Annotated in this window: 26 protein-coding genes and 1 tRNA gene; 11 read left to right on the top strand and 16 right to left on the bottom strand. The window is 42.1% G+C overall.

Annotation, left to right across the window (positions count from 1 at the left end):
• Positions 1-18: 18 nt before the first annotated feature.
• The 4 genes from ACFOWS_RS11455 to ACFOWS_RS11440 form a co-directional block, all read right to left on the bottom strand.
• Positions 19-783, bottom strand: a complete 765-nt coding sequence (locus ACFOWS_RS11455; protein ID WP_379764653.1) for an alpha/beta fold hydrolase — start codon at positions 781-783, stop codon at positions 19-21.
• A 234-nt stretch (positions 784-1,017) separates the two neighbouring features.
• Complete coding sequence (locus ACFOWS_RS11450; RefSeq protein ID WP_379764651.1) at positions 1,018-1,272, bottom strand: GIY-YIG nuclease family protein; 255 nt, start codon at positions 1,270-1,272, stop codon at positions 1,018-1,020.
• Between the two features lie 35 nt (positions 1,273-1,307).
• A tRNA-Ala gene (locus ACFOWS_RS11445) sits at positions 1,308-1,381 on the bottom strand.
• Between the two features lie 57 nt (positions 1,382-1,438).
• Positions 1,439-2,236: a universal stress protein gene (locus ACFOWS_RS11440; RefSeq protein ID WP_366585724.1), complete on the bottom strand. Its 798-nt coding sequence runs from the start codon at positions 2,234-2,236 to the stop codon at positions 1,439-1,441.
• Positions 2,237-2,289: 53 nt separating this feature from the next.
• Here ACFOWS_RS11440 and ACFOWS_RS11435 point away from each other — a divergent pair, with 53 nt between their 5' ends.
• The 4 genes from ACFOWS_RS11435 (at position 2,290) to ACFOWS_RS11420 (ending at position 5,984) form a co-directional block, all read left to right on the top strand.
• Positions 2,290-2,790: a GNAT family N-acetyltransferase gene (locus ACFOWS_RS11435; RefSeq protein ID WP_379764649.1), complete on the top strand. Its 501-nt coding sequence runs from the start codon at positions 2,290-2,292 to the stop codon at positions 2,788-2,790.
• 12 nt (positions 2,791-2,802) lie between these two features.
• The gene (locus tag ACFOWS_RS11430; RefSeq protein WP_379764647.1) at positions 2,803-4,137 is read left to right on the top strand and encodes an MATE family efflux transporter; all 1,335 of its coding nucleotides are present in this window, start codon (positions 2,803-2,805) and stop codon (positions 4,135-4,137) included.
• Between the two features lie 74 nt (positions 4,138-4,211).
• Positions 4,212-4,979, top strand: a complete 768-nt coding sequence (locus tag ACFOWS_RS11425; protein WP_379764645.1) for an enoyl-CoA hydratase/isomerase family protein — start codon at positions 4,212-4,214, stop codon at positions 4,977-4,979.
• Positions 4,980-5,216: 237 nt separating this feature from the next.
• Positions 5,217-5,984, top strand: a complete 768-nt coding sequence (locus ACFOWS_RS11420; RefSeq protein WP_379764643.1) for a UDP-2,3-diacylglucosamine diphosphatase — start codon at positions 5,217-5,219, stop codon at positions 5,982-5,984.
• Here the strand turns inward: ACFOWS_RS11420 and ACFOWS_RS11415 are convergent.
• From ACFOWS_RS11415 to ACFOWS_RS11400, 4 genes are all read right to left on the bottom strand, one after another.
• Entirely contained in the window at positions 5,981-7,237 is a 1,257-nt protein-coding gene (locus tag ACFOWS_RS11415; protein WP_379764641.1) for an MFS transporter, read from the bottom strand. The two genes, ACFOWS_RS11420 and ACFOWS_RS11415, sit on opposite strands and share 4 nt — an antisense overlap.
• Positions 7,238-7,243: 6 nt before the next feature.
• On the bottom strand, positions 7,244-8,932 hold the full coding sequence (gene recJ / locus ACFOWS_RS11410; protein WP_379764639.1) for a single-stranded-DNA-specific exonuclease RecJ: 1,689 nt from the start codon (positions 8,930-8,932) through the stop codon (positions 7,244-7,246).
• A gap of 49 nt (positions 8,933-8,981) precedes the next feature.
• A complete protein-coding gene (locus ACFOWS_RS11405) occupies positions 8,982-9,332 on the bottom strand; it encodes a four helix bundle protein (RefSeq protein ID WP_379764637.1) in 351 nt (116 codons plus the stop codon).
• Between the two features lie 139 nt (positions 9,333-9,471).
• Positions 9,472-9,894 carry an OsmC family protein gene (locus ACFOWS_RS11400; protein WP_366585740.1) on the bottom strand — a complete coding sequence of 141 codons (423 nt, stop codon included), beginning with the start codon at positions 9,892-9,894 and terminating at the stop codon, positions 9,472-9,474.
• A 56-nt stretch (positions 9,895-9,950) separates the two neighbouring features.
• Between ACFOWS_RS11400 and ACFOWS_RS11395 the strand changes: the two genes are divergently transcribed.
• The 3 genes from ACFOWS_RS11395 (at position 9,951) to ACFOWS_RS11385 (ending at position 11,930) form a co-directional block, all read left to right on the top strand.
• Positions 9,951-10,553 carry a carboxymuconolactone decarboxylase family protein gene (locus tag ACFOWS_RS11395; RefSeq protein WP_379764635.1) on the top strand — a complete coding sequence of 201 codons (603 nt, stop codon included), beginning with the start codon at positions 9,951-9,953 and terminating at the stop codon, positions 10,551-10,553.
• 136 nt (positions 10,554-10,689) lie between these two features.
• Positions 10,690-11,283 (top strand): hypothetical protein, encoded by a 594-nt coding sequence (locus ACFOWS_RS11390; RefSeq protein ID WP_379764633.1) that lies wholly within the window; start codon positions 10,690-10,692, stop codon positions 11,281-11,283.
• 62 nt (positions 11,284-11,345) lie between these two features.
• Positions 11,346-11,930 (top strand): Crp/Fnr family transcriptional regulator, encoded by a 585-nt coding sequence (locus ACFOWS_RS11385; protein ID WP_379764631.1) that lies wholly within the window; start codon positions 11,346-11,348, stop codon positions 11,928-11,930.
• Here the strand turns inward: ACFOWS_RS11385 and ACFOWS_RS11380 are convergent.
• The 7 genes from ACFOWS_RS11380 to ACFOWS_RS11350 all read right to left on the bottom strand — a co-directional run bounded on the left by ACFOWS_RS11380 (position 11,924) and on the right by ACFOWS_RS11350 (position 16,416).
• Positions 11,924-12,502, bottom strand: coding sequence for a uracil-DNA glycosylase family protein (locus ACFOWS_RS11380; protein WP_379765601.1), 579 nt, complete (start codon positions 12,500-12,502; stop codon positions 11,924-11,926). The genes ACFOWS_RS11385 and ACFOWS_RS11380 overlap by 7 nt on opposite strands.
• Positions 12,503-12,595: 93 nt before the next feature.
• Positions 12,596-13,069: a YHS domain-containing (seleno)protein gene (locus ACFOWS_RS11375; RefSeq protein ID WP_379764629.1), complete on the bottom strand. Its 474-nt coding sequence runs from the start codon at positions 13,067-13,069 to the stop codon at positions 12,596-12,598.
• A 29-nt stretch (positions 13,070-13,098) separates the two neighbouring features.
• Positions 13,099-13,449 (bottom strand): SPW repeat domain-containing protein, encoded by a 351-nt coding sequence (locus ACFOWS_RS11370; RefSeq protein WP_366585752.1) that lies wholly within the window; start codon positions 13,447-13,449, stop codon positions 13,099-13,101.
• Positions 13,450-13,458: 9 nt separating this feature from the next.
• Positions 13,459-13,809, bottom strand: coding sequence for a SnoaL-like domain-containing protein (locus ACFOWS_RS11365; RefSeq protein ID WP_366585754.1), 351 nt, complete (start codon positions 13,807-13,809; stop codon positions 13,459-13,461).
• A gap of 75 nt (positions 13,810-13,884) precedes the next feature.
• A complete protein-coding gene (locus tag ACFOWS_RS11360) occupies positions 13,885-14,952 on the bottom strand; it encodes a helix-turn-helix domain-containing protein (RefSeq protein ID WP_379764626.1) in 1,068 nt (355 codons plus the stop codon).
• A gap of 52 nt (positions 14,953-15,004) precedes the next feature.
• Positions 15,005-15,676, bottom strand: coding sequence for a 16S rRNA (cytidine(1402)-2'-O)-methyltransferase (rsmI, locus tag ACFOWS_RS11355; protein WP_379764624.1), 672 nt, complete (start codon positions 15,674-15,676; stop codon positions 15,005-15,007).
• Between the two features lie 50 nt (positions 15,677-15,726).
• Positions 15,727-16,416, bottom strand: a complete 690-nt coding sequence (locus ACFOWS_RS11350) for a hypothetical protein (protein ID WP_366585760.1) — start codon at positions 16,414-16,416, stop codon at positions 15,727-15,729.
• 159 nt (positions 16,417-16,575) lie between these two features.
• Between ACFOWS_RS11350 and ACFOWS_RS11345 the strand changes: the two genes are divergently transcribed.
• The 4 genes from ACFOWS_RS11345 (at position 16,576) to ACFOWS_RS11330 (ending at position 20,009) form a co-directional block, all read left to right on the top strand.
• Positions 16,576-17,220, top strand: a complete 645-nt coding sequence (locus tag ACFOWS_RS11345; RefSeq protein ID WP_379764622.1) for a thymidine kinase — start codon at positions 16,576-16,578, stop codon at positions 17,218-17,220.
• Positions 17,213-18,322: an alanine racemase gene (alr, locus tag ACFOWS_RS11340; protein WP_379764620.1), complete on the top strand. Its 1,110-nt coding sequence runs from the start codon at positions 17,213-17,215 to the stop codon at positions 18,320-18,322. The genes ACFOWS_RS11345 and alr overlap by 8 nt, the downstream gene beginning before the upstream one ends.
• A 77-nt stretch (positions 18,323-18,399) precedes the next feature.
• Positions 18,400-18,807 (top strand): large-conductance mechanosensitive channel protein MscL, encoded by a 408-nt coding sequence (mscL, locus tag ACFOWS_RS11335; RefSeq protein WP_379764618.1) that lies wholly within the window; start codon positions 18,400-18,402, stop codon positions 18,805-18,807.
• A gap of 191 nt (positions 18,808-18,998) precedes the next feature.
• Positions 18,999-20,009 (top strand): aspartate-semialdehyde dehydrogenase, encoded by a 1,011-nt coding sequence (locus tag ACFOWS_RS11330; protein WP_379764616.1) that lies wholly within the window; start codon positions 18,999-19,001, stop codon positions 20,007-20,009.
• A 3-nt stretch (positions 20,010-20,012) separates the two neighbouring features.
• Here ACFOWS_RS11330 and ACFOWS_RS11325 read toward each other — a convergent pair whose 3' ends face one another.
• Complete coding sequence (locus ACFOWS_RS11325; RefSeq protein WP_379764614.1) at positions 20,013-20,318, bottom strand: hypothetical protein; 306 nt, start codon at positions 20,316-20,318, stop codon at positions 20,013-20,015.
• Positions 20,319-20,424 lie beyond the last annotated feature (106 nt).

Raw genomic sequence — 20,424 nt, 5'->3', positions numbered from 1 at the left:
ACAATCCTATTTTTGTAATTAATTCTTACTGAAAAATTTAACGCTATATAAAAGAAAATCATTTAGGTTAGGTCCCGTAATAGCAATGTGTCCAGTTCCGGGAACAATCCATAATTCTGAGTTGGGTAATCTTTTATGAAGCTCTATGGCCGGTTCCACACCTAGAATTTCATCACTATCTCCCTGAATAAGGAATGTTTTAGCATCTATTCCCCTCACTTCTTCTTCACCAAGGTGAATTTGATAATCCAAGTTTTGGTCAAATAACGCTTTTACTTGGTCTTCACCATGATGATGTGTTTCTCTAAGTTGTTTTACGAATGACTCCGGTAGGCTTTCAAAAGAAAATGAATCAGCAGCATCACTATTATCCGACCCGTTATAGTTATGTGAAACACCAATTAAAACCATTGATTCTATCTTTTCAGGATTCTTACGAGCCAATTCGAGAAGTGTAAGTCCGCCAAAACTTAAGCCAATTGCTTTTACTTTTTCAAAGCCCAAATATTCCAAAAGGCCCAGAACATCCTTGGAAGATTTTTCAATGGTAAAGTCTGGTTTTAGCGGAGAGGTTCTTCCATGCCCTCTAAGGTCTATAGCATACACCTGAAAATGTTTGGCCAATTCAGGTATATAAGCTGACCAAAACTGCGAAGATTGCGTCCAGCCATGTAGTAGGAACAGTGGCTCTCCTTGGCCATAAACTTCATAATACATTTCTATACCGTTGACACTCACAGTTTGGGCACTCTTCGCAAGCTGACCAAAACCCTGTTTTGTCATAAATGTCAACAGTAGTATTGTGAAAAATGTCCTCATAATAGAGTAAAAATATTTTATTTTTTTTATCACTAGATGAACCCTTTTTGATAAGTAGCCAACCTTGCGGGTACTTCTCGATAGTCAAAAATACATCATAAAAAAAGCACCCCAGGGAGGTGCTTCATTTTTAGTGGAGAATACCGTCCCGATAGCCATCGGGAGAACCGGTGCCTTTCCGAAAGCCTTCGGAACGCTCTAGCCCTTGCTATTGGCTGTGAGAAATTCAATGTACTTCCTACTTTTCTTTCTTTTGATTTCCCTTTCCCTAGCCATAGCTTCAGACCTGGTTGAATAACACTCAGTGTGCTTTACCTCCCAATCCGTTGCCAATTTTGTGTATTTGGACCTACCTCCGTTGTGCCGGGTCATCCTATCATCCAAATCTTGACAATGACCCACATAATATCGGTCAGCGAATCTGCTGTATATGATGTAGACAAAATACTCCATAAAAAAAGCACCCTAGTGAGGTGCTTCATTTTTAGTGGAGAATACCGGATTCGAACCGGTGGCCTCTTGCATGCCATGCAAGCGCTCTAGCCAACTGAGCTAATCCCCCGTAAGAGAGCGCAAAGGAACTACTTTTTTCTGAAACTATCAAAAATTGCGTCCCTGCTTAATCTTTTTTAACGCTCAACACCAATACAGGTATGGGCACGAAGAATTCTGCCTTGGGTATGGTATTCTTCTCCCATAATTTTTTGAAGAACCCCCGCTTTCTTCTAAAAACACACAACAAATCTGGATGTTCTTTTTGGAAATATTCCATTACACCCAAATACGTAGTGCCATTTTCTGTAATGGTCAATTGTTTGCTCAAGTCCATAAGTGCCGTATTCACTCTCAAATCATCCTCAGAATATCCCGGCCTTTTCACCAAAAGCAAACTTACTTCCGCCCTAAATTTATTTTTAATTCCTATCAATGGATTAAGAATGCTGCTTCGTTTTAAAATTCCAGAGCCAAATGCGGTCAATATCTTTTTTATGGGCTTAAATTTTGTGTCTTTTGGAACAATCAAGGTGGGAATATTGGTCTGTTTAATGATGCGGCCCGAGGTGTTCCCCAAGTAAAGCTCTTCTTGAATATCGTTACTTCTTGGAGCTATAATAATCAAATCTATACCCAGTTCTTTGTTGATGTCTTTGAGGCCATCAACGATATCACCATTGTAGGTGGCCATTTTAATTTCAACTCCTTTGGTCTCAACTAGGTCAATCACCTCCTTCAAGTGCTCTTTACTGCTTTTGGCCACTTTCTTCTCCACATTGGCCAAGCTTCCCACGGCGGTGGTAACGGAGAATACATCCATCACATAAACCTTAGCGCCAAAGTTTGATGCAAAGTCGATAGCGTATTGCAATGTGCTTGAAGAGTTTGACGAAGTTCCAATAGGTACGAGAATATTGTTCATTATTTGGTGATTGAGATTAAATCCTAAATTTACAATTTAATTGAAATGAATCCATGATCCGGCACGCAAAGATATCTGAAATAACGGATATCCTGAATATCACCAAGGCCTGCGCCACAAAAATGCAGGCAAACAGTATTTTTCAGTGGAATGAACACTACCCTTCCCAAGCCGCCTTTATTCGCGATGTGGAACGAAACGAACTCTACTTGATTGAAGAAAACGGAGCTATTATGGGTACCATTGTCATTTCAACCTATATGGATGAGGAGTATATTCCTATCGAGTGGTTGACCCCTAACGGCAACAGCACCTACATTCATCGCCTTTCGGTTCATCCTGACCAACAGGGCAAAGGATTGGCGCAACAGCTCATGGGTTTTGCTGAAAATTACTCCAAAGAACAGGGGTTTGTGTCGGTACGCTTGGACACCTTCTCCCAAAATCACAGAAACCAACGTTTTTATGAGCAACGGGGCTACCAAAAACTGGGCGACATCTTCTTTCCCAAACAAAGCGAGCATCCTTTTCATTGTTATGAATTAGTGCTGTAACTTGCCGCCGATTTGAGCACACAGGTAAATTTTAAAAGTATAAATAAGCTTGCCATTCCCGCCACCATTTCGGGAATTGCAGAACCCCTCCTCTCCATTACGGACACGGCCATTGTGGGCAATATTCCGGTAGATGGATTGGAGTCTTTGGCAGCCGCCGGAATTGTAGGATCTTTTCTTTCCATGCTCATTTGGGTGCTTGGCCAGACCCGAAGTGCCATTTCGGCCATTATCTCTCAATATTTAGGAGCCGGAAAACTGGATGAAGTAAAAAACCTGCCTGCCCAGGCCATTTTTTTCAATATTATTTTGAGTGTCGTCATATTGGTGTCCACTATTTTTATTGTTGAGGACATCTTTATGCTTTTTGAAGCCTCCGGAAAAATATTGGAGTATTGCATTTCCTATTATTCCATTCGGGTTTGGGGCTTTCCATTAACGCTGTTCACTTTTGCTATTTTTGGAATTTTTAGGGGTTTGCAGAATACCTTTTATCCCATGTTGATTGCCATGTTGGGTGCAGGGTTGAACATTCTGCTCGATTTTATCTTGGTATACGGAATTGATGGGTACATTCCCGCCATGTATTTGGATGGTGCCGCCTGGGCCAGTTTGATCGCACAGGGCATTATGGCCGTTTTAGCCTTGATATTGTTGCTTAAAAAGACTGAAATCAGTATGAAACTGACATTTCCACTCAACAAAGAAATCAAGAGATTGGTGTTTATGAGTCTTAATCTATTTGTGCGTACCGCGGCCCTAAATGCCGCCTTAATGCTAGCCGTTCGGGAAGCGACCCTGTTGGGAGACCGGTTTATTGGTGCCCATACCATTGCTGTAAACTTATGGCTCTTCGCTGCCTTTTTTATTGATGGTTATGCCGCGGCAGGGAACAGTATGGGTGGTAAACTTTTGGGCGCTTCGGATTACAATGGGCTTTGGAAATTGGCCAAGACCATTTTCAAGTATGGCATGTTGGTAAGTCTCATGCTAATGCTCTTTGGATTCGTTTTCTATAGGCCCATTGGGCAAATATTTTCTAATGAGGAAATCGTGCTCCAAACCTTTTATGGCATTTTTTATATTGTGATTCTAGGGCTTCCCATGAACACCATTGCCTTTATTTTCGATGGACTTTTTAAAGGCTTGGGAGAAATGAAATATTTACGGAATGTGCTACTTTCTGCTACATTTTTAGGGTTTATTCCAACCTTATATCTTGGAAAATTTCTCGGGTGGGGCTTTTATGCTATTTGGATTGCCTTTGTGGTTTGGATGATGATTCGTGGCTTTGCCCTTGTTTGGAAATTTAGGCAAAAGTTCAGGCCCTTGGTACAAAACACGTAATTTAGCATTGAAAGACATCTGAAATCTGATATCAGAAGTCAGACATCTGAAAAATTGTAAATTGATCATTGAGAATGTCTACAGATAGAGTAAACGGAAGTCTATATACCAAAATCGATAACGGAGTTGCCACGGTAGAGTTTGGTCATCCAGCCAGCAACTCTTTTGTTTCTGAACTTTTGGAGCGATTGACCAACGAATTTGACAAGCTTTCCAATAATGATTCTGTTTCAGTGATCTTGTTGAAATCCGAAGGCGACCGCGCTTTTTGTGCCGGGGCTTCTTTTGATGAGCTTGTGGCCATTTCAAATTTGGAGGAGGGCAAGGCCTTTTTCAGTGGATTCGCCAATGTTATCAATGCCATGCGCAAATGTATCAAACCGATTATTGGACGCGTTCAAGGTAAAACCGTTGGTGGAGGTGTTGGTTTGGCCGCTGCATGCGACTACGTGTATGCTACTGTGGATGCTGCAATAAAATTATCGGAGGTTTCTATCGGAATCGGTCCCTTTGTAATTGCACCAGTAGTAGAACGAAAAATGGGAAAAGCGGCTTTGGCAGAGCTCTCCTTATCTCCAACCGAATGGAAAAATGCCTATTGGGCCCAAGAAAAAGGATTGTTTGCCAAAGTGTACGATTCCATTTCCGAAATGGACAAGGAATTGGAGTTCCATATACAACGTTTGGCTTCTTATAATCCCAATGCCCTAGCTAAAATGAAAGAGGTGCTTTGGGAAGGTACCGACCACTGGGACCAATTGTTGGCCAAACGTACAGAAGCTTCTGGAAGGTTGGCCCTTTCTCCAGAAACCAAAGCCGCTTTGGAAAAGTTTAAAAAATAGTTGCATACGTTTAAACATGAAGATAAACGTCACCCTGAACTCGTTTCAAGGTCACATTAAAAATGATTTGGATATGAGATGCTGAATCAAGTTCAGCATGACGAATTTGATCTTTATATAAAATGAATATTTAAGATTTATACAATGAATGATTTAGTATTTCCCATATTGGCCCTTTTCGTAATCGTGGTATATGTGGTCAACAGAATACGTAGCAACCGACGTTATAAAAAATAAATGAAGAATATTGCCCTGCCAAAAGGCAAAAAAGTTTATTTCGCCAGCGATAACCACTTAGGGGCTCCCACCCGAAGGGATAGTCTGCCTCGGGAAAAGAAATTTGTGGCCTGGCTGGATAGCATCAAACGCGATGCTCATGCTATTTTTTTAATGGGTGACCTTTTCGATTTTTGGTTTGAATACAAAACCGTGGTCCCCAAAGGCTTTACCCGAACGCTGGGCAAATTGGCTGAGCTTTCAGACATGGGCATCCAAATTACTTATTTTGTGGGCAACCATGACCTTTGGATGAATGGCTATTTTGAGGAAGAACTCAATATCCCCGTGCACCATAAACCCCAGCAATTTTTGATCAACGACACCTCTTTTTTTATTGGTCATGGTGATGGATTGGGTCCGCACGACAAGGGATTTAAGCGTATGAAAAAGGTCTTTACCAACCCTATGGCCAAATGGTTTTTTAAATGGCTACATCCTGATTTAGGGGTGCGCTTGGCACAACATCTTTCTGTGAACAACCGGATTATTTCAGGAGAGGCCGATGCCACTTTCTTGGGTGAGGATAAGGAATGGCTCATTCTCTACGCAAAACGAAAATTGGAACAGCAACATTACGACCATTTCATTTTCGGCCACCGACACCTTCCCATGGAAATCAAACTGAATGAAAAATCAACCTACACCAATCTAGGGGATTGGATCAGTTATTTTACCTACGCCGTTTTTGATGGTGAAAAATTAACCCTGAAAAAGTTGAAAGGTTAGTCCTTCTCGTGTTCTTCGATATCTTTTTGAAGGTCTAATTTTCTAAAGGTTGGTGATGCAATGGCCGTTGCACCTGCGGTGAGTAAGGTCATACATCCGCCAAAGACCACAGCGGTCACCGTTCCCATAAGTTTTGCCGTTACTCCACTCTCAAAGGCTCCCAACTCATTGGACGAACCCACAAACATGGAGTTTACAGAAGCTACGCGACCTCTCATGTTGTCTGGGGTTTTTAATTGCAGAATGGTCTGCCGAATAATCATTGAGACACCGTCAACCGCGCCGCTCAAGAACAAAGCAATCACAGACAACCAGAAAAGTTCCGAAAGTCCAAACACGATGATGCATACTCCGAAGGCAAACACTGCCATTAACAGTTTTTTACCTGCATTTTTATGCAATGGGAATCGCGTGGATCCCAACATGGTGATGGATGCACCCACCGCCGGGGCTGCCCGTAAAATTCCAAACCCTTCTGCTCCAACATGTAAAATGTCTTGGGCATAAACAGGTAACAGAGCCACAGCTCCACCAAAAAGAACCGCAACCATATCCAAGGTCAGAGCACCAAAAATGGCTTTGTTGTTAAAGACAAAATGTAAACCGTCCTTTAAACTCTGCATCACCGGTTCACCAATTTTGGGGTTCATGATGGGTTTTTTGGGTATCTGCAATAGAAACAGCAGCGCCATCAAAGAGAAGCCAAAAATGACACACATGGACCAATGAACTCCTATCCAACTAATGGAAAATCCGGCCAAAGCCGGACCCAAAACAGAGGCCAATTGCCATGTGGAGCTACTCCATGTGGCCGCATTGGGATATATTTTTTTGGGAACGATCAAGGCTATCAGTGAAAAAATGGTTGGTCCCAAAAACGAGCGAACAATTCCTCCCAAGAAAACCAGGGCATAAATGGAATACAGTATGGTTCTTGATTCCCAAGTTTCTTCTAGGCCGGGCCAACTCAAAAGAAAAAGACCCAAACTGATTACAGAAAATCCAGCAATGCAGATGACCAAAAGGTTTCTTTTTTCTTTTTGGTCCACAATATGTCCTGCAAACAAAGCCATCCCCACGGCAGGAATGACTTCCATCAACCCAATTATTCCTAATGATAAAGGATCCTTGGTCAAGGAATATACCTGCCATTCAATAACAATGAACTGCATGGACCATGCAAACACCATGGCAAAGCGTACCAGCAAAAAAATGTTGAACTCCCTATAGCGGAGTGCAGCGTATGGGTCCATAAATGTCTAGCGAATGTCTCTTAGTTTCAGTTGAAGGCTCACCGTTCCGTTCCATTCATTTTCATCCAACGAAAATACGGCATCAAACGGTTTTTTGTCCTTCAGTAGATCTAATTTATTTCCCAAATTAAATCCGATGGCCCCAATAGGTGTGGAGCCTTTTTGTGATAGAGATGCTTTCAGATGTTTTTCATCATCACCCACCCCTCTTGCATACCCTGTGTCCCGCAATCCTTCAGCCATAAAAACAGGGGTCATATTACCGGGGCCAAAAGGCGCAAATTGCTTCAGGATACGCATCAGTTTTGGGGTGATTTGATGGAGTTCCAATTGAGCATCTATGGAAATTTCGGGTTGCAACAAATTGGGGTCGATGGTTTCCGAAACCACTTTTTCAAATTGTTGTTTGAACGTTTCAAATTGTTCTTCCAAAAGGGTAAGCCCTGCCGCGTACATGTGTCCCCCAAACTGTTCAATACAATCCGAACAACCTTCCAAGGCATTATAAATATCAAATCCTTTTACCGATCGGGCCGAAGCAGATAATTTATCCCCACTCTTCGTGAAGACCAAGGTAGGACGGTAATACGTTTCGGTAAGACGTGAGGCCACAATCCCAATGACCCCTTTGTGCCAATTTTCATTATAAACCACCGAGGTAAACCGATTTTCTTCTGCATTTTCTTGAATTTGTAACAAGGCAGCTTCTGTAGTTTCCTGATCCAAATTTCTTCGTTCTGCATTGAATGATTCAATCTCTTGGGCGTACTGCTGCGCTATGTTGAAATCAGTCTCCGTCAACAAGGCGACGGCGTGCTGCCCATGTTTCATTCGACCTGCGGCATTAATCCGGGGCGCAATGATAAAAACCACATCGGTAATGGTCAGGGTTCTCTTTTTGACCTGATCAATTAGTGCTTTAATTCCAATTCTGGGGCTGGCATTGATGACCTGCAACCCAAAATGGGCAAGCACCCGATTCTCCCCTGTGATGGGTACGATATCTGCCGCAATGGCCGTCGCCACCAAATCCAAATAAAGAATTAAGTCTTCCGCAGTCTGTCCTTTTCGGGAAGCCAAGGCCTGAATCAATTTAAACCCAACTCCACATCCGCAGAGTTCTTTGTAGGGATACGGACAATCTTCTTGTTTTGGGTCGAGAATGGCCACCGCTTCTGGAAGTATTTCCCCTGGTCTGTGGTGGTCACAAATGATAAAATCAATTCCCTTTTCCAAAGCATATTTTACTTTATCAATGGCCTTAATTCCGCAGTCCAAAGCAATAATCAGAGAGATATCGTTATCCTCAGCAAAATCTATACCTTGAAAAGAAACGCCATACCCTTCTTCGTACCTATCTGGAATATAGGTGGCCACATTGGGATAGTTTTCCTGCAAAAACGAAGCCATCAGCGCCACAGAAGTGGTGCCATCCACATCATAATCGCCATACACCAAAATGTTTTCTTGGCTTTCAATGGCTCGTTCAATCCGTTCCACCGCTTTTTGCATATCCTTCATTAAAAAAGGGTCGTGCAGATGGTCTAATTCGGGACGGAAAAAGTGTTTGGCCTCGTCATAATTGGTAATGCCGCGTTGCAATAGCAAGTGCGCTACCAATTCCTCAACATTCAATTCCTTTGAAAGTCGATTAATGTCTTCTTGTGTAGGTTTGGGTTTTAGGGTCCAACGCATAGTTTGTAAAGTTCAAGTACAAGATTCAAGCTCAAGATAAAATTTTGATTTACTTCTTGTTTTTGATTATTGTGGCAGTGATTTTAATCAATTGTTCAACTTCATCCAGTAAACCTATGCGCTTTTCTTTATTGCCGTAGTTTATTCTATTCAAAATCTTGAGGTTTACTCTTGATTCTTTCAGTTCCCTTAACGATATGGTAGCTCTATGCACATAATCTTTATCTGTATTTGTTCCTTGGGCCTCACCAAAATTCAAAGCAGCTCCACCTGCAGAGCGAAGTAATTGATTTCCGTAATATTGACCTGTAAAATCGTTGGATAAATCTTGGCAAAAAGAAGCAATGCTGGCTGCCAAATCGACAAACCTTTCCTCTAAATCAAACTTTTTCTGTGTCATAAACCATTTTGATATGATTTTGAGGTTGACTCAATAAATATAAACGATTTACCTGAATTTGAGTCTTGCACTTGAACTTTATACTTGTGCTTGTTCTTATCCTGAGCTTGAGCTTGAACTTGAGTTTGGCACTTGACCCTTATTTATGATGATACAGAACTTTAATCTCCATCTTCGCAAACTGCCTGAACATTTCCATAACGCCGCAATATTTTTCTACGGATAGATCTACCGCCTTTTTTAATTTGTCCTCATTTAGATTGGAACCCGTGAAGTGATATTCTACCGTAACTGAATCATAGTACTTGGGATGTTCATCGGTAAGATTGGCAATGGTCTCAATGGAAAAATCATCCACTTCCAGCTTCATTTTCTTGATCAACGAAGCAACATCCAATCCAGAGCAGCCGGCCAATGAGGAAAGCATCAGGGCTTTGGGGCGCAGTCCCGCTCCTGATCCACCATTTTCAGGTCCAGCATCAATTCTCAAAGTATGTCCAGATGGGTTGTTACTTTCAAAGGCCATTTCACCCAACCATTTGGTAGTGATGTGATTTGTCATAAGATCAAATTTTTGTTTCTTGTAGCACATCAAAAATACGATTTAAAATCGCACTTATGGCCTTAGTAACTCCCCTTGACCCCAATCACGATCCCGAAACCAAGCAGTTGGCTGAGTTTTTTAATGAGACTCTTGGTTTTTGTCCCAATTCCGTTTTAACGATGCAGCACCGACCTGCGATTTCCAAGGCGTTTATCAACCTCAACAAAGCTGTGATGGCGAACGAGGGGCGCGTCACCTCGGCCTTAAAGCGTATGATTGCCTGGGTAAGTAGCAATGCGACAGGATGCCGTTATTGCCAAGCCCATGCCATTAGAGCGGCGGAGCGTTATGGGGCAGAACAGGAACAACTGGACAACATTTGGGAATACCGAACCCACCCTGCTTTTTCTGAAGCAGAACGAGCCGCGCTGGATTTTTCTCTGGCGGCTTCGCAAGTGCCCAATGCCATAAATGCCGAAATCAAGGAACGCTTGTACCAACATTGGAACGAAGGCGAAATTGTGGAAATGCTGGGGGTGATTTCTTTATTTGGGTATCTCAACCGATGGAACGATTCCATGGGCACCTCCATTGAAGATGGGGCCGTGGAAAGTGCAGAACAATATTTGGGAAAACATGGCTGGGAAAAGGGGAAGCATGATGGGTCGAGGTATTAGAGAATAGACTTTAGAAGTTAGACCGCTTCGCTTTTAGATTATAACTCGTTGATGATGGCTATAGATTTCTTGACCTGCATCAATATTTATCTTTGGTTCTTGCCGCAACTTTGCCGTAATCAAAAAACGAACAGTCATGGCAAGTTTAGTGCTCACCCCTGAAAACCACATCCAGCGATTAAACGCTATTCTCAACAAAGTTGACCAGCTTCAAAATCTGGGGTTGCCTTTGTTGACTACTCCTCCCAATAGTAAGTCATGGAACATTTTAGAGGTCTTGGCGCATCTCAATATTGCGTATGGCCATTACCAACAAAAATTCAATCAATATATTCCCAAATTACCAGATACCAAGTCTGAAAACGAGGGTTTTAGAATTAGAAGATGGCAAAAATGGGTGGTTGATAGCCAACGGCCAAAAAAAGGTGTTCGCAAATGGAAAATGAAGACCTTAAAAAAGTTTGAACCTCTTTTGGACCGCAACCAATTAAATCCCGAAAAAGCGGAAGAAATCTTTAAAACTTTTTTTGAGCTGCACAACCATCTTAAGAACGCAATCTTAGTCTGCAGGAAAAAAGAGGTATCCCAACTAAAAATCCCTTCGGCTATTGGTCCTGTGGTCCGTTTTTATCTTCCGGAAGCTTTTGAATTTCTTATTTGTCACTTGGAACGACACATGGTTCAAATTGATGAAATCATTCAGCAGCAGGAAACCTTGGTTTCTTCGTAACAATCTTCTTTCTTACAGCAATAGATTCCTTATTTTTATGGAAAAACCAGCGACTCTAAAAAATGGACGATGATGCCTACCTCATTTTAAAAAATTTCTTTCCAAATATTGGCTTAGATAAAGAAGAGGAGGAATATTTTAAGTCGCTATGGTCCATTAAAACATTTGATCAATATGACTTAATCACCGAAGCAGGCAAGATTGAACGCTATTTTTACATCGTGCTTGATGGTGTTCAGGCCATTTATCTTTTAAATGAGAAAGGTGAAAAAGTGGTGTTGGGTTTTTCCTATTCGGGGAGTCCGTCTGGAGCCTTTGATTCCTTTATTCAACAAACGCCCTCAAAAACGTTTTTGGAGGCCTTGAAACCTTCAAAACTCTTGGCCATTTCGCGGAGCGACTATGATTCCATGTTCAAAAAACATCTCGATTTTTACGTTTGGGGCCATCATTTTTTTCAGGATATCTTGTTTGGTCGTCTTTCCCGTGAGGTGGAGTTGTTGACCCTCAATGCTGAACAACGATATGTAGCCTTTATGCAACGCTGTCCCGATGAGCTCAAAGTAATTCCACAGAAATATTTAGCTTCGTATCTCAACATGAAACCTGAAACTTTTAGCCGATTGCGGGCTTCTGTTTCCTATTGATTTTTTAGGGTACTGGAAACTGCTTTTTGAAGTTGAGGGATTACTTCCTCTTCAAACCAAGGGTTTTTGCTTAACCAAAACCGATTTCTGGGTGATGGGTGGGGCAACACCATATATTTTGGCAAATAACTTTTATAATTCTTCACAGTTTCGGTGAGATTCTTTTCCATGGCGTCCCCTAAATAACGAAATTGTGCATATTGGCCGATAAGAATGGTCAATTTTAGGTTTGGCATTTGGTCCAGCAACGGTTGATGCCATAGCGGAGCACATTCGGGTCTAGGGGGCAAGTCGCCCGATTTCCCTCTTCCAGGATAGCAGAAACCCATGGGGATAAGTGCGAGTAAACGCTCATCATAAAACTGTTCATCTGTTACACCCAACCATTTCCGTAGTTGCTTGCCGCTGGGATCGTCCCATGGCACACCAGTTTGGTGCACTTTGGAGCCCGGTGCCTGTCCTATGATGGCGATTTTGGATTCTGGATGGGCAGAGACTATGGGTCTAGGGCCAAGCGGTAGATGTTCTTTACAAACGGAACAATTCTTGATTTCGGAAAGTAATTGATTCATCTCAACATCCATAACGGGAATTTACAATAAAGAAGAAAATACCCCAACAGAATTATGTCGAGGTATTTTCAACACACAACCACCAGAAAAAAACTAGTTATAGGTGTTCTTTAGCTTGCTCCAATTCTCATTGGCCTTGTTTACCAATTTGGAATGGTTGTTTTCGGCCAGCCACAATTGTTGTGCATCAAGCTCCAAATTGTACAGGTATAAAAAGTACTTTCCGTCCTTCACGATAAATTTGTTGGGGTCGGGTCTGAACTTGGCTCCTGCATAAACTCCAAAAGCACAGTATCCACCATATTGGGGCAAATATTTAGAAGGGTTTTTGTCAAACTTCTTCTTTTGCTCCGCATCGGTAAAATAGTAGACCACTTTGTCGTGCTCAGATTTGTGCTCTTTTATCCCTTTTTGGGCAATTCCCAAATCCAAGTAGGAAACAGGACTGTACCCCTGCAACGCAATATTGCTATTGTCTATATTGTGGGACTTTTTGTCTTGGGCAAAAGCCGTGTTCATGAAAACTGCGATTAGCAGTAAAATTGAAATGTTCTTAATTGTCTTCATTGTTCTTGTTTTTTGTTTAAAATGAAAAATTATTTGCTCGCGCTTAGCGAGACCACTAAAAAGACCACCGTTGCATTGAACCAATAGTAGATGGCATCTATTCCTTTTAGTGCAAACACAAACGGTACGATCATAAAGGTTACGGCCACCAAAAGATCTATGGCCAAATGACCTTGAAACGGGATAACACGCGCCAAGCTATATTTGTAATCAGTAAGCAAACTGGCTACAAATACGGCCAATCCCGTAGCCACCGAAAACCAAACTGCTACGTTCGAGGATTGGCCAAGACCTAATAAAAATGGCGCAACGATCAACCCCAAACCGGCTGTGTAGTCAGCAACCCCATGAAGGGTCGGTGTAATAAATCTAAGGTTCATGATGTTGGATTAAGCGTTAAAGTATTCCTCATGAATTACTTTGCCCTCACTGTTCCAAAGGCGTCTAATAATTTCATGCCAGTACACTCTGCTGTTGTCCTTCATCAAAAAATCGAAGGTAAATTCCGATGCAGATGCATTACCATCTACCAAGGTTCTGTGCAGTTCTATCCCATTCACTTTTGCAATAGCATCTGCAAAACCTCTCATTTTTTCCACCATTTGTGCTTTTCCGGAGGTGGTTACCTGATTGTAGTCCGAAGTGTTTGCATCCTCAGCAAAGAACTTCTCCACAGCTTCAACAATTGCACCTTGTGCAACAATGCTGTCCATTTCTGTAGCTAACGTTTTAATATCCATTTGCTCTGTTTTTACGGTTAAACAATCTTTATTGTAATTACATGGCAAATTTGCGGTGGTAAGGTTGCTTAAAGGCTACAAAAAAGGAGCATTCCCTTGTACTTTTTCCAGTTTAAATTTTGATGGGTTGCTCCCCGTATACTGTTTAAAAAAAGAAGAAAAATGATTGGGTTCCTCAAACCCCAGTGCAATGGATATTTCCTTTACGGAGGCATCTGAGCTGAGTAGTTTTTTAGAGGTATTGATGAGTTCATTCCTTATGAGCCGGCCCAAGGAATCGTTCATCTTATCCCTAGTCTTTTTGGCCAAGGCCTTTACGGAAAGGTTCATTTTATCGGCATAAAAGGCCAACGACCGTTCTTGCATGTGATGCTCCCGTAGCAGAAAAACCAAATCTTCCACAAAAGGATCTTTTCTTTCAAAGTCAAAGTTTTCGCGGAACTGGGTGGGGCTGTAGCCTGTACGTTTTTTAAAAACCCTATTGAAATAGGCAGGGTCCTTGAACCCCATATCATAAGAAACTTCTTGAATGCTCTTATCGGTGAAGGCTACGTCTTTTTTACTTTCCACCAATCGTTTCTCCTCCAACATAGATTTAACAGTAATTCCCAATTTATCCTTTACAAGCGCATGGGCCTGATACCCATTTTCCCGAAACAGGGCTTCCAATTCTGCGTTGGTTAGGTGATTTGGGTATTCTTTGTCGATTACATCCTTGATGTCAAAAATGATTTGATACTCGCTCTTACTGGCATTGAAGGGGTTCTGCCAAAACCATTGCTTCAAAGAAACGTCCATAATCTGACGGGTATTTCCTTCGAATAAGCTCTGTGAAAGGTATTTTTCGCAATCCACACACTCCTTAAAATTGATGTAGCCCAAAGAGATGAGATGTTTGAACAGCACCCGAACCTCCCTGTTCTCAAAAACATCCTTATTGGGAAACTCAATGGTTCTTACTTCAAAATCTTCAGATAGGAATTTTATGTATTGCCCTTTTTCCAAATAAATGGCTTTATCCATCCAATCGGTGTAATTTTTAAAATCGACCTGAATACTTCCTGAACCCGAAAGGATATGGAAAAGGGTGTATTGGTTAATGAAGTAAACCTTATTGATTTCTGGGTTGAATTTTCGGACCATGGTTTTTGGGTTAGCTTACCCAATAGGTCGGATTAGCAACGGGTTACTGACATTACTTTTTCCCGCCAACCACTACCACAAATTCTCCTTTGGGCGGGTGATTGGTAAAATGTTCCAATACTTCAGATAACGTTCCCCGTATTGTTTCCTCGTAGAGTTTAGTGAGTTCCCGCGATACCGAAACGGGCCTGTCGGCCCCAAAATATTCCACAAATTGGGTCAGGGTTTTTAAGAGTTTGTGGGGAGATTCGTAGAAAACCACGGTTCGGGATTCTTCCGCCAGCTGTTCCAATCGGGTTTGACGCCCTTTTTTTAAAGGTAGGAACCCTTCAAACACAAAACGGTCATTTGGTAATCCACTATTTACCAAAGCAGGCACAAAAGCAGTGGCTCCTGGCAAACATTCCACTGAAATGCCATTTTCAACGCAAGCTCGGGTCAATAAAAATCCTGGATCAGATATGGCTGGTGTTCCAGCATCAGAAATTAAGGCGATTGTGGTTTCGCCCTTTAATTTGTTCACCAAAGCATCCAACTGTTTGTGCTCATTGTGCATATGGTGACTTTGAAGCGGGGTGCCAATTTGAAAATGTTTGAGTAATTTTCCACTGGTACGGGTGTCTTCGGCCAAAACCAAATCCACTTCCTTCAGGACTTTGATAGCCCTAAGGGTAATGTCGTCAAGGTTTCCAATAGGGGTCGGAACCAAATATAGTTTTCCCATGGACCTAAGTTACGGTCTTCCTTCTAAAAAGTAATTGGAATGTTGTTGAATTAAGCGAATCGACGTTCAATCAGAGCCATCAAGCGGGTTTCGTATTCCTCCTTGCCTTCCCAGTTATCATACTCAGGTTTTACCATATTGGTGATAAAGGCAATGGAACGCTCCTCAGTTTCTATGGTATTCAACTGGGACAACACTCGGGTATAATCCTCCATGTTACCATTGAACAGGTGCTTTACAAAAGCTAGCTTATCATTCAGACCTATTTGAAGGTCCTTAACAAACCTATCATTCAAAGATTTTGACTTGCTTTTCTGCTCTGTTTCTTCAATTTTTTTGGCCACCCCTACGTTCTCCTTATCGTTTTTCATAAGGTCTGGCTTGGCCACAAACTCAGCAAAAACCTGTTCCAGTGCGGTTTCAGTAGGCATCTCGGAAACCATATCCTTTATGGTCTCCATTCCAGGCGTCATAATATCTTCTTCGTGGGGATTGCTTTCCGGAACGGAAATATTCCCGCTCAAGACAGCATTGGCCACTTTTTCAAAACGTGAAGCGATTACATTTTTGGAAACATCGACCTCAACATCACTCAACTTCTCATCTATAAACTTGAGCACCGCCAATTTCTCATAGATCTTCCGTGACTTATCATACAACTCAGCCAATTCTTGATCTTCCCTTGCGGTGATGATCTCGGTGGAGAGCTTTATCAATTCTTCTCGTAACTTCCGTATCATAGCTCGTCTTCTTTAGTATAAAAATATAATCATTTTGTGCTTTCTCGTGCGAACAAAAGGTTAAATTTTAACCCATCTGCTGGGGTGCATTTTTTTAGTAGCTTTGTGTTTCGTTTTCTAAACAACGAAAAATCACGCAATTTCTTTCAAAAATACGGTATGTTTCTCGAAAACACGGTCAACCCTAAGGAGCAGTTTGGATGGATAGAGGTTATCTGCGGCTCCATGTTTTCTGGTAAGACCGAAGAGCTCATCCGAAGACTGAAAAGAGCACAATTTGCCAAGCAAAAGGTGGAGATTTTTAAACCCATTGTGGATACCCGCTACCATGAAGACATGGTGGTTTCCCACGATGACAATGAAATTCGTTCTACTCCCGTACCCGCTGCGGCCAATATTCGTCTGCTTGCAGATAATTGCGATGTGGTGGGCATTGATGAAGCCCAGTTCTTTGATGATGAAATTGTTACCGTCTGCAACTATCTAGCCAACCGTGGCGTACGTGTGGTGGTTGCCGGATTGGATATGGATTTTAAGGGCAACCCATTTGGTCCCATGCCGGCCCTTATGGCCACGGCGGAATACGTTACCAAGGTGCACGCCGTTTGTACCCGAACCGGAAATCTGGCCAATTACAGTTTTCGAAAATCCAGCAACGACAAGCTTGTCCTTTTGGGCGAAACGGAAGAATATGAACCTTTGAGCAGAGCAGCTTTTTACAAGGCCATGCTACGCGAGAAGGTCAGACAAATGGATGTGGAGGTTGAAGAGGTGGATGCTAAAAAGAAAAATTCTGATGGGTAAGATTCGGGAAACCACGTTGCAAATAGACCTTTCGGCTCTGGAACACAATTACAAGTACTTGCGCTCCAAAATAGCTGCAGAAACCAAATTTTTGGCTGTTGTAAAGGCTTTTGCTTATGGAAGCGATATGGTGGCCATTGCCAAAAAGATGGAACAGCTGGGTGTGGATTATTTGGCGGTGGCCTATGCCAAAGAGGGTTCATTGCTTCGCGATGCGGGAATTAAAACTCCCATTTTAGTGTTGCACCCGCTACCTTCAAACTTTGATGAAATCATAGACCGATGCTTGGAACCCAGTCTATACTCCCGGAAAATTTTTAAGGCGTTTTTAGAGGTTGCCAAAGCAAAACATCAGAAAGCATACCCCATGCATATAAAGTTTAATACGGGTCTAAACCGCTTAGGCTTCAATGAAACCGATGTGGATTGGGTGGCTGAACAATTAAAGGTCGAAAAAGAAATACATGTAGTTTCCATATTTTCCCATTTGGCAGCTTCGGAAGATTTGGAGGAAAAATCATTTAGCCTGGACCAAATCAATACCTTCAAAAAAATTAGTGAGAATCTCACGGAAAAATTGGGGTCCACGCCTATGCGACACATGCTGAACACTTCAGGGATAATCAACTATGCTGAAGCGCAATTTGAAATGGTACGCAGTGGCATCGGCCTATATGGTTATGGCAACGATGCCAAAATTGATGCCCAACTGAAACCGGTTGCTTCGTTAAAGACCATCATTTCGCAAATCCACCATATTGAAGCCAACGAAACGGTGGGATACAATAGAGCTTTTACATCAAACAGTTCCAGAAAAACAGCAACCCTGCCTTTGGGCCATGCCGATGGTATTGGCCGGCAATATGGTAATGGCAAAGCCAGTGTGCTTATCAATGGTAAAAAAGCGCCCATTATTGGAAATGTCTGTATGGATATGATCATGGTGGATGTCACCGGTATTGATTGCCAAGAAGGAGATGAAGCCCTAGTTTTTGGACAAAATAAGTCTGCAGAAGGCTTTGCTCAGGGAGCCAAAACTATTTCGTATGAAATCCTTACGGCCATCTCCCAGCGAGTGAAAAGGGAAATCATAGCGAGTTGATTTTTAGCTTTTTTTCTTCGAACCAATCCCTTTTTTAGCTATTTTGTTTTCATATTAACCAAAAACCTTAACTATACATGGGATTTGTAAAAGAGTTTAAAGATTTTGCCATGAAAGGAAACCTGGTGGATATCGCCGTAGGTTTCGTCATGGGTGCCGCATTCAATAAAGTGGTATCTTCATTCACCGGAGGAATTGTTTCTCCATTAATCGGTTTGTTATTTAATTCCGATTTCAACGACTTAAAATATATAATAGAAGAAGGAACCGTGAATGATGCAGGAGAAACCGTTGGGGAAATTGCCGTACTCTACGGAGAGTTCCTAACCAACGTCATTGATTTTCTAATTGTGGCCTTTGTGATGTTCATGATCGTAAAAGCGGTGAACCGAATGAAGAAAAAAGAGGAGCCTGCTCCTGAACCACCAAAAGGGCCTACTCAGGAAGAGCTTTTAGCCGAAATTCGGGATTTGTTGAAGAAATAAAAGTAGGTGCTGAATTAGTTTCAGCACACCGCTACACTACAAATAGTCATCTTAAAACCATCAATGTGTTTCGCTAACACATTGATGGTTGTTTTATTTATAACATTTTGTTATTTTTTGATTATTGGATATGAAAAAGCTTGTTTAAATGGCTAACAGCCGTACCTTTGTTTCAAGAAAATTAGTAAACAATGAAAGTAGCAGTTGTTGGTGCCACCGGAATGGTTGGCGAAGTCATGTTGAACGTGTTGGAAGAACGCAACTTCCCCATTTCCGAATTGTTGTTGGTAGCCTCGGAGCGCTCTGTGGGCAAAAAACTTACGTATAAAAATGAAGAACATACCATAATCGGCTTGCAAGATGCCGTGGCCGCCCAGCCCGATATTGCCATTTTCTCCGCCGGGGGTGACACCTCCGTGGAATGGGCACCTAAATTTGCCGAGGTGGGTACAACGGTCATCGATAACTCATCAGCTTGGCGTATGGATCCAACCAAAAAATTGGTAGTTCCTGAAATCAATGCCAGCGAATTGACTGCCGAGGACAAAATCATAGCCAACCCCAACTGCTCCACCATTCAATTGGTAATGGCGTTGAATCCATTGCACAAAAAATACAAAATGAGACGGGTGATTGTTTCTACGTATCAGTCCGTTTCTGGGACTGGTGTAAAAGCCGTTCAACAAATGGAGAACGAAGCTTCTGGCGTAGAAGGTGAAATGGCCTATCCGTATCCCATCAATCGAAATGCATTGCCCCATTGCGATGTGTTCTTGGAAAATGGCTATACCAAGGAAGAAATGAAACTGGCACGCGAGCCACAAAAAATATTGGATGACCGAACTTTTTCCGTAACAGCTACTGCAGTTCGTATTCCCACCGCAGGTGGACATTCAGAATCGGTAAATGTGGAGTTCCATAACGATTTTGACTTGGCAGAAGTACGAAAACTACTCAGCGAAACGCCAGGCGTAGTGGTACAAGACAATCCCGAGACCAATACCTACCCCATGCCCGTTTATGCCAATGGTAAGGATGAGGTTTTTGTGGGACGTATCCGAAGAGACGAGACCAACCCCAATACGTTGAACATGTGGATTGTGGCTGACAACCTTCGTAAAGGTGCTGCTACCAATGCGGTTCAGATTGCGGAGTATTTAGTGGAGAACAATTTGGTGAAGAATTATTCCCTTAGCCAGTAGTTATTAGTAACATGGCCCATCACAAGGGGTGGCGTTGTTGTAATTTTTGGCATCAATAGTGTAGGTATAAGTGTCCCCTTTTCTTTGGTAGGCACTAAAATCAAACAAGCTATTACCAGCAGGTTCGTTGTAGAACAATTTATGAGTTTCAATGCGGTCATTGTCAAAAATCATCTCTATGGAGTCTGCTTGAAAAATTTCGTGAATCATCACCCCAGTATCTGTATCTCCATCTCTAAAAATTTCCCCTTTGCCTTGTCTGGAAATCACTTTCTTTCCGCTGGGAAGCCCTTGGCTAAAAAACCGCATTTGGACTTGGAGATCTAATCCATTAGTAATAATTAAATTAACCGTCCCTATCATTTCTCTCGGCCAACAAGACTGAAGAAATATCAGTAGAAATAGAAAGACAGTC

Origin of the sequence: Flagellimonas marina, from assembly GCF_042651185.1 — a bacterium.
Lineage (GTDB): Bacteria > Bacteroidota > Bacteroidia > Flavobacteriales > Flavobacteriaceae > Flagellimonas > Flagellimonas marina.
This window is presented reverse-complemented; position numbering and strand designations above follow the sequence as displayed.

Bases quoted from the DNA above. Each gene is read 5' to 3' on its own strand.
- ACFOWS_RS11400 (WP_366585740.1), bottom strand. From the start codon at position 9,894: ATGACAAATCACATCACTACCAAATGGTTGGGTGAAATGGCCTTTGAA.
- ACFOWS_RS11440 (WP_366585724.1), bottom strand. From the start codon at position 2,236: ATGAACAATATTCTCGTACCTATTGGAACTTCGTCAAACTCTTCAAGC.
- alr (WP_379764620.1), top strand. From the start codon at position 17,213: ATGGGTAAGATTCGGGAAACCACGTTGCAAATAGACCTTTCGGCTCTG.
- ACFOWS_RS11385 (WP_379764631.1), top strand. From the start codon at position 11,346: ATGGACGATGATGCCTACCTCATTTTAAAAAATTTCTTTCCAAATATT.
- ACFOWS_RS11415 (WP_379764641.1), bottom strand. From the start codon at position 7,237: ATGGACCCATACGCTGCACTCCGCTATAGGGAGTTCAACATTTTTTTG.
- ACFOWS_RS11350 (WP_366585760.1), bottom strand. From the start codon at position 16,416: ATGATACGGAAGTTACGAGAAGAATTGATAAAGCTCTCCACCGAGATC.
- ACFOWS_RS11345 (WP_379764622.1), top strand. From the start codon at position 16,576: ATGTTTCTCGAAAACACGGTCAACCCTAAGGAGCAGTTTGGATGGATA.
- recJ (WP_379764639.1), bottom strand. From the start codon at position 8,932: ATGCGTTGGACCCTAAAACCCAAACCTACACAAGAAGACATTAATCGA.
- ACFOWS_RS11360 (WP_379764626.1), bottom strand. From the start codon at position 14,952: ATGGTCCGAAAATTCAACCCAGAAATCAATAAGGTTTACTTCATTAAC.
- ACFOWS_RS11375 (WP_379764629.1), bottom strand. From the start codon at position 13,069: ATGAAGACAATTAAGAACATTTCAATTTTACTGCTAATCGCAGTTTTC.
- ACFOWS_RS11435 (WP_379764649.1), top strand. From the start codon at position 2,290: ATGATCCGGCACGCAAAGATATCTGAAATAACGGATATCCTGAATATC.
- ACFOWS_RS11325 (WP_379764614.1), bottom strand. From the start codon at position 20,318: ATGCGGTTTTTTAGCCAAGGGCTTCCCAGCGGAAAGAAAGTGATTTCC.
- ACFOWS_RS11420 (WP_379764643.1), top strand. From the start codon at position 5,217: ATGAAGAATATTGCCCTGCCAAAAGGCAAAAAAGTTTATTTCGCCAGC.
- ACFOWS_RS11330 (WP_379764616.1), top strand. From the start codon at position 18,999: ATGAAAGTAGCAGTTGTTGGTGCCACCGGAATGGTTGGCGAAGTCATG.
- mscL (WP_379764618.1), top strand. From the start codon at position 18,400: ATGGGATTTGTAAAAGAGTTTAAAGATTTTGCCATGAAAGGAAACCTG.
- ACFOWS_RS11405 (WP_379764637.1), bottom strand. From the start codon at position 9,332: ATGACACAGAAAAAGTTTGATTTAGAGGAAAGGTTTGTCGATTTGGCA.
- ACFOWS_RS11380 (WP_379765601.1), bottom strand. From the start codon at position 12,502: ATGAATCAATTACTTTCCGAAATCAAGAATTGTTCCGTTTGTAAAGAA.
- rsmI (WP_379764624.1), bottom strand. From the start codon at position 15,676: ATGGGAAAACTATATTTGGTTCCGACCCCTATTGGAAACCTTGACGAC.
- ACFOWS_RS11450 (WP_379764651.1), bottom strand. From the start codon at position 1,272: ATGGAGTATTTTGTCTACATCATATACAGCAGATTCGCTGACCGATAT.
- ACFOWS_RS11365 (WP_366585754.1), bottom strand. From the start codon at position 13,809: ATGGATATTAAAACGTTAGCTACAGAAATGGACAGCATTGTTGCACAA.
- ACFOWS_RS11390 (WP_379764633.1), top strand. From the start codon at position 10,690: ATGGCAAGTTTAGTGCTCACCCCTGAAAACCACATCCAGCGATTAAAC.
- ACFOWS_RS11370 (WP_366585752.1), bottom strand. From the start codon at position 13,449: ATGAACCTTAGATTTATTACACCGACCCTTCATGGGGTTGCTGACTAC.
- ACFOWS_RS11425 (WP_379764645.1), top strand. From the start codon at position 4,212: ATGTCTACAGATAGAGTAAACGGAAGTCTATATACCAAAATCGATAAC.
- ACFOWS_RS11395 (WP_379764635.1), top strand. From the start codon at position 9,951: ATGGCCTTAGTAACTCCCCTTGACCCCAATCACGATCCCGAAACCAAG.
- ACFOWS_RS11455 (WP_379764653.1), bottom strand. From the start codon at position 783: ATGACAAAACAGGGTTTTGGTCAGCTTGCGAAGAGTGCCCAAACTGTG.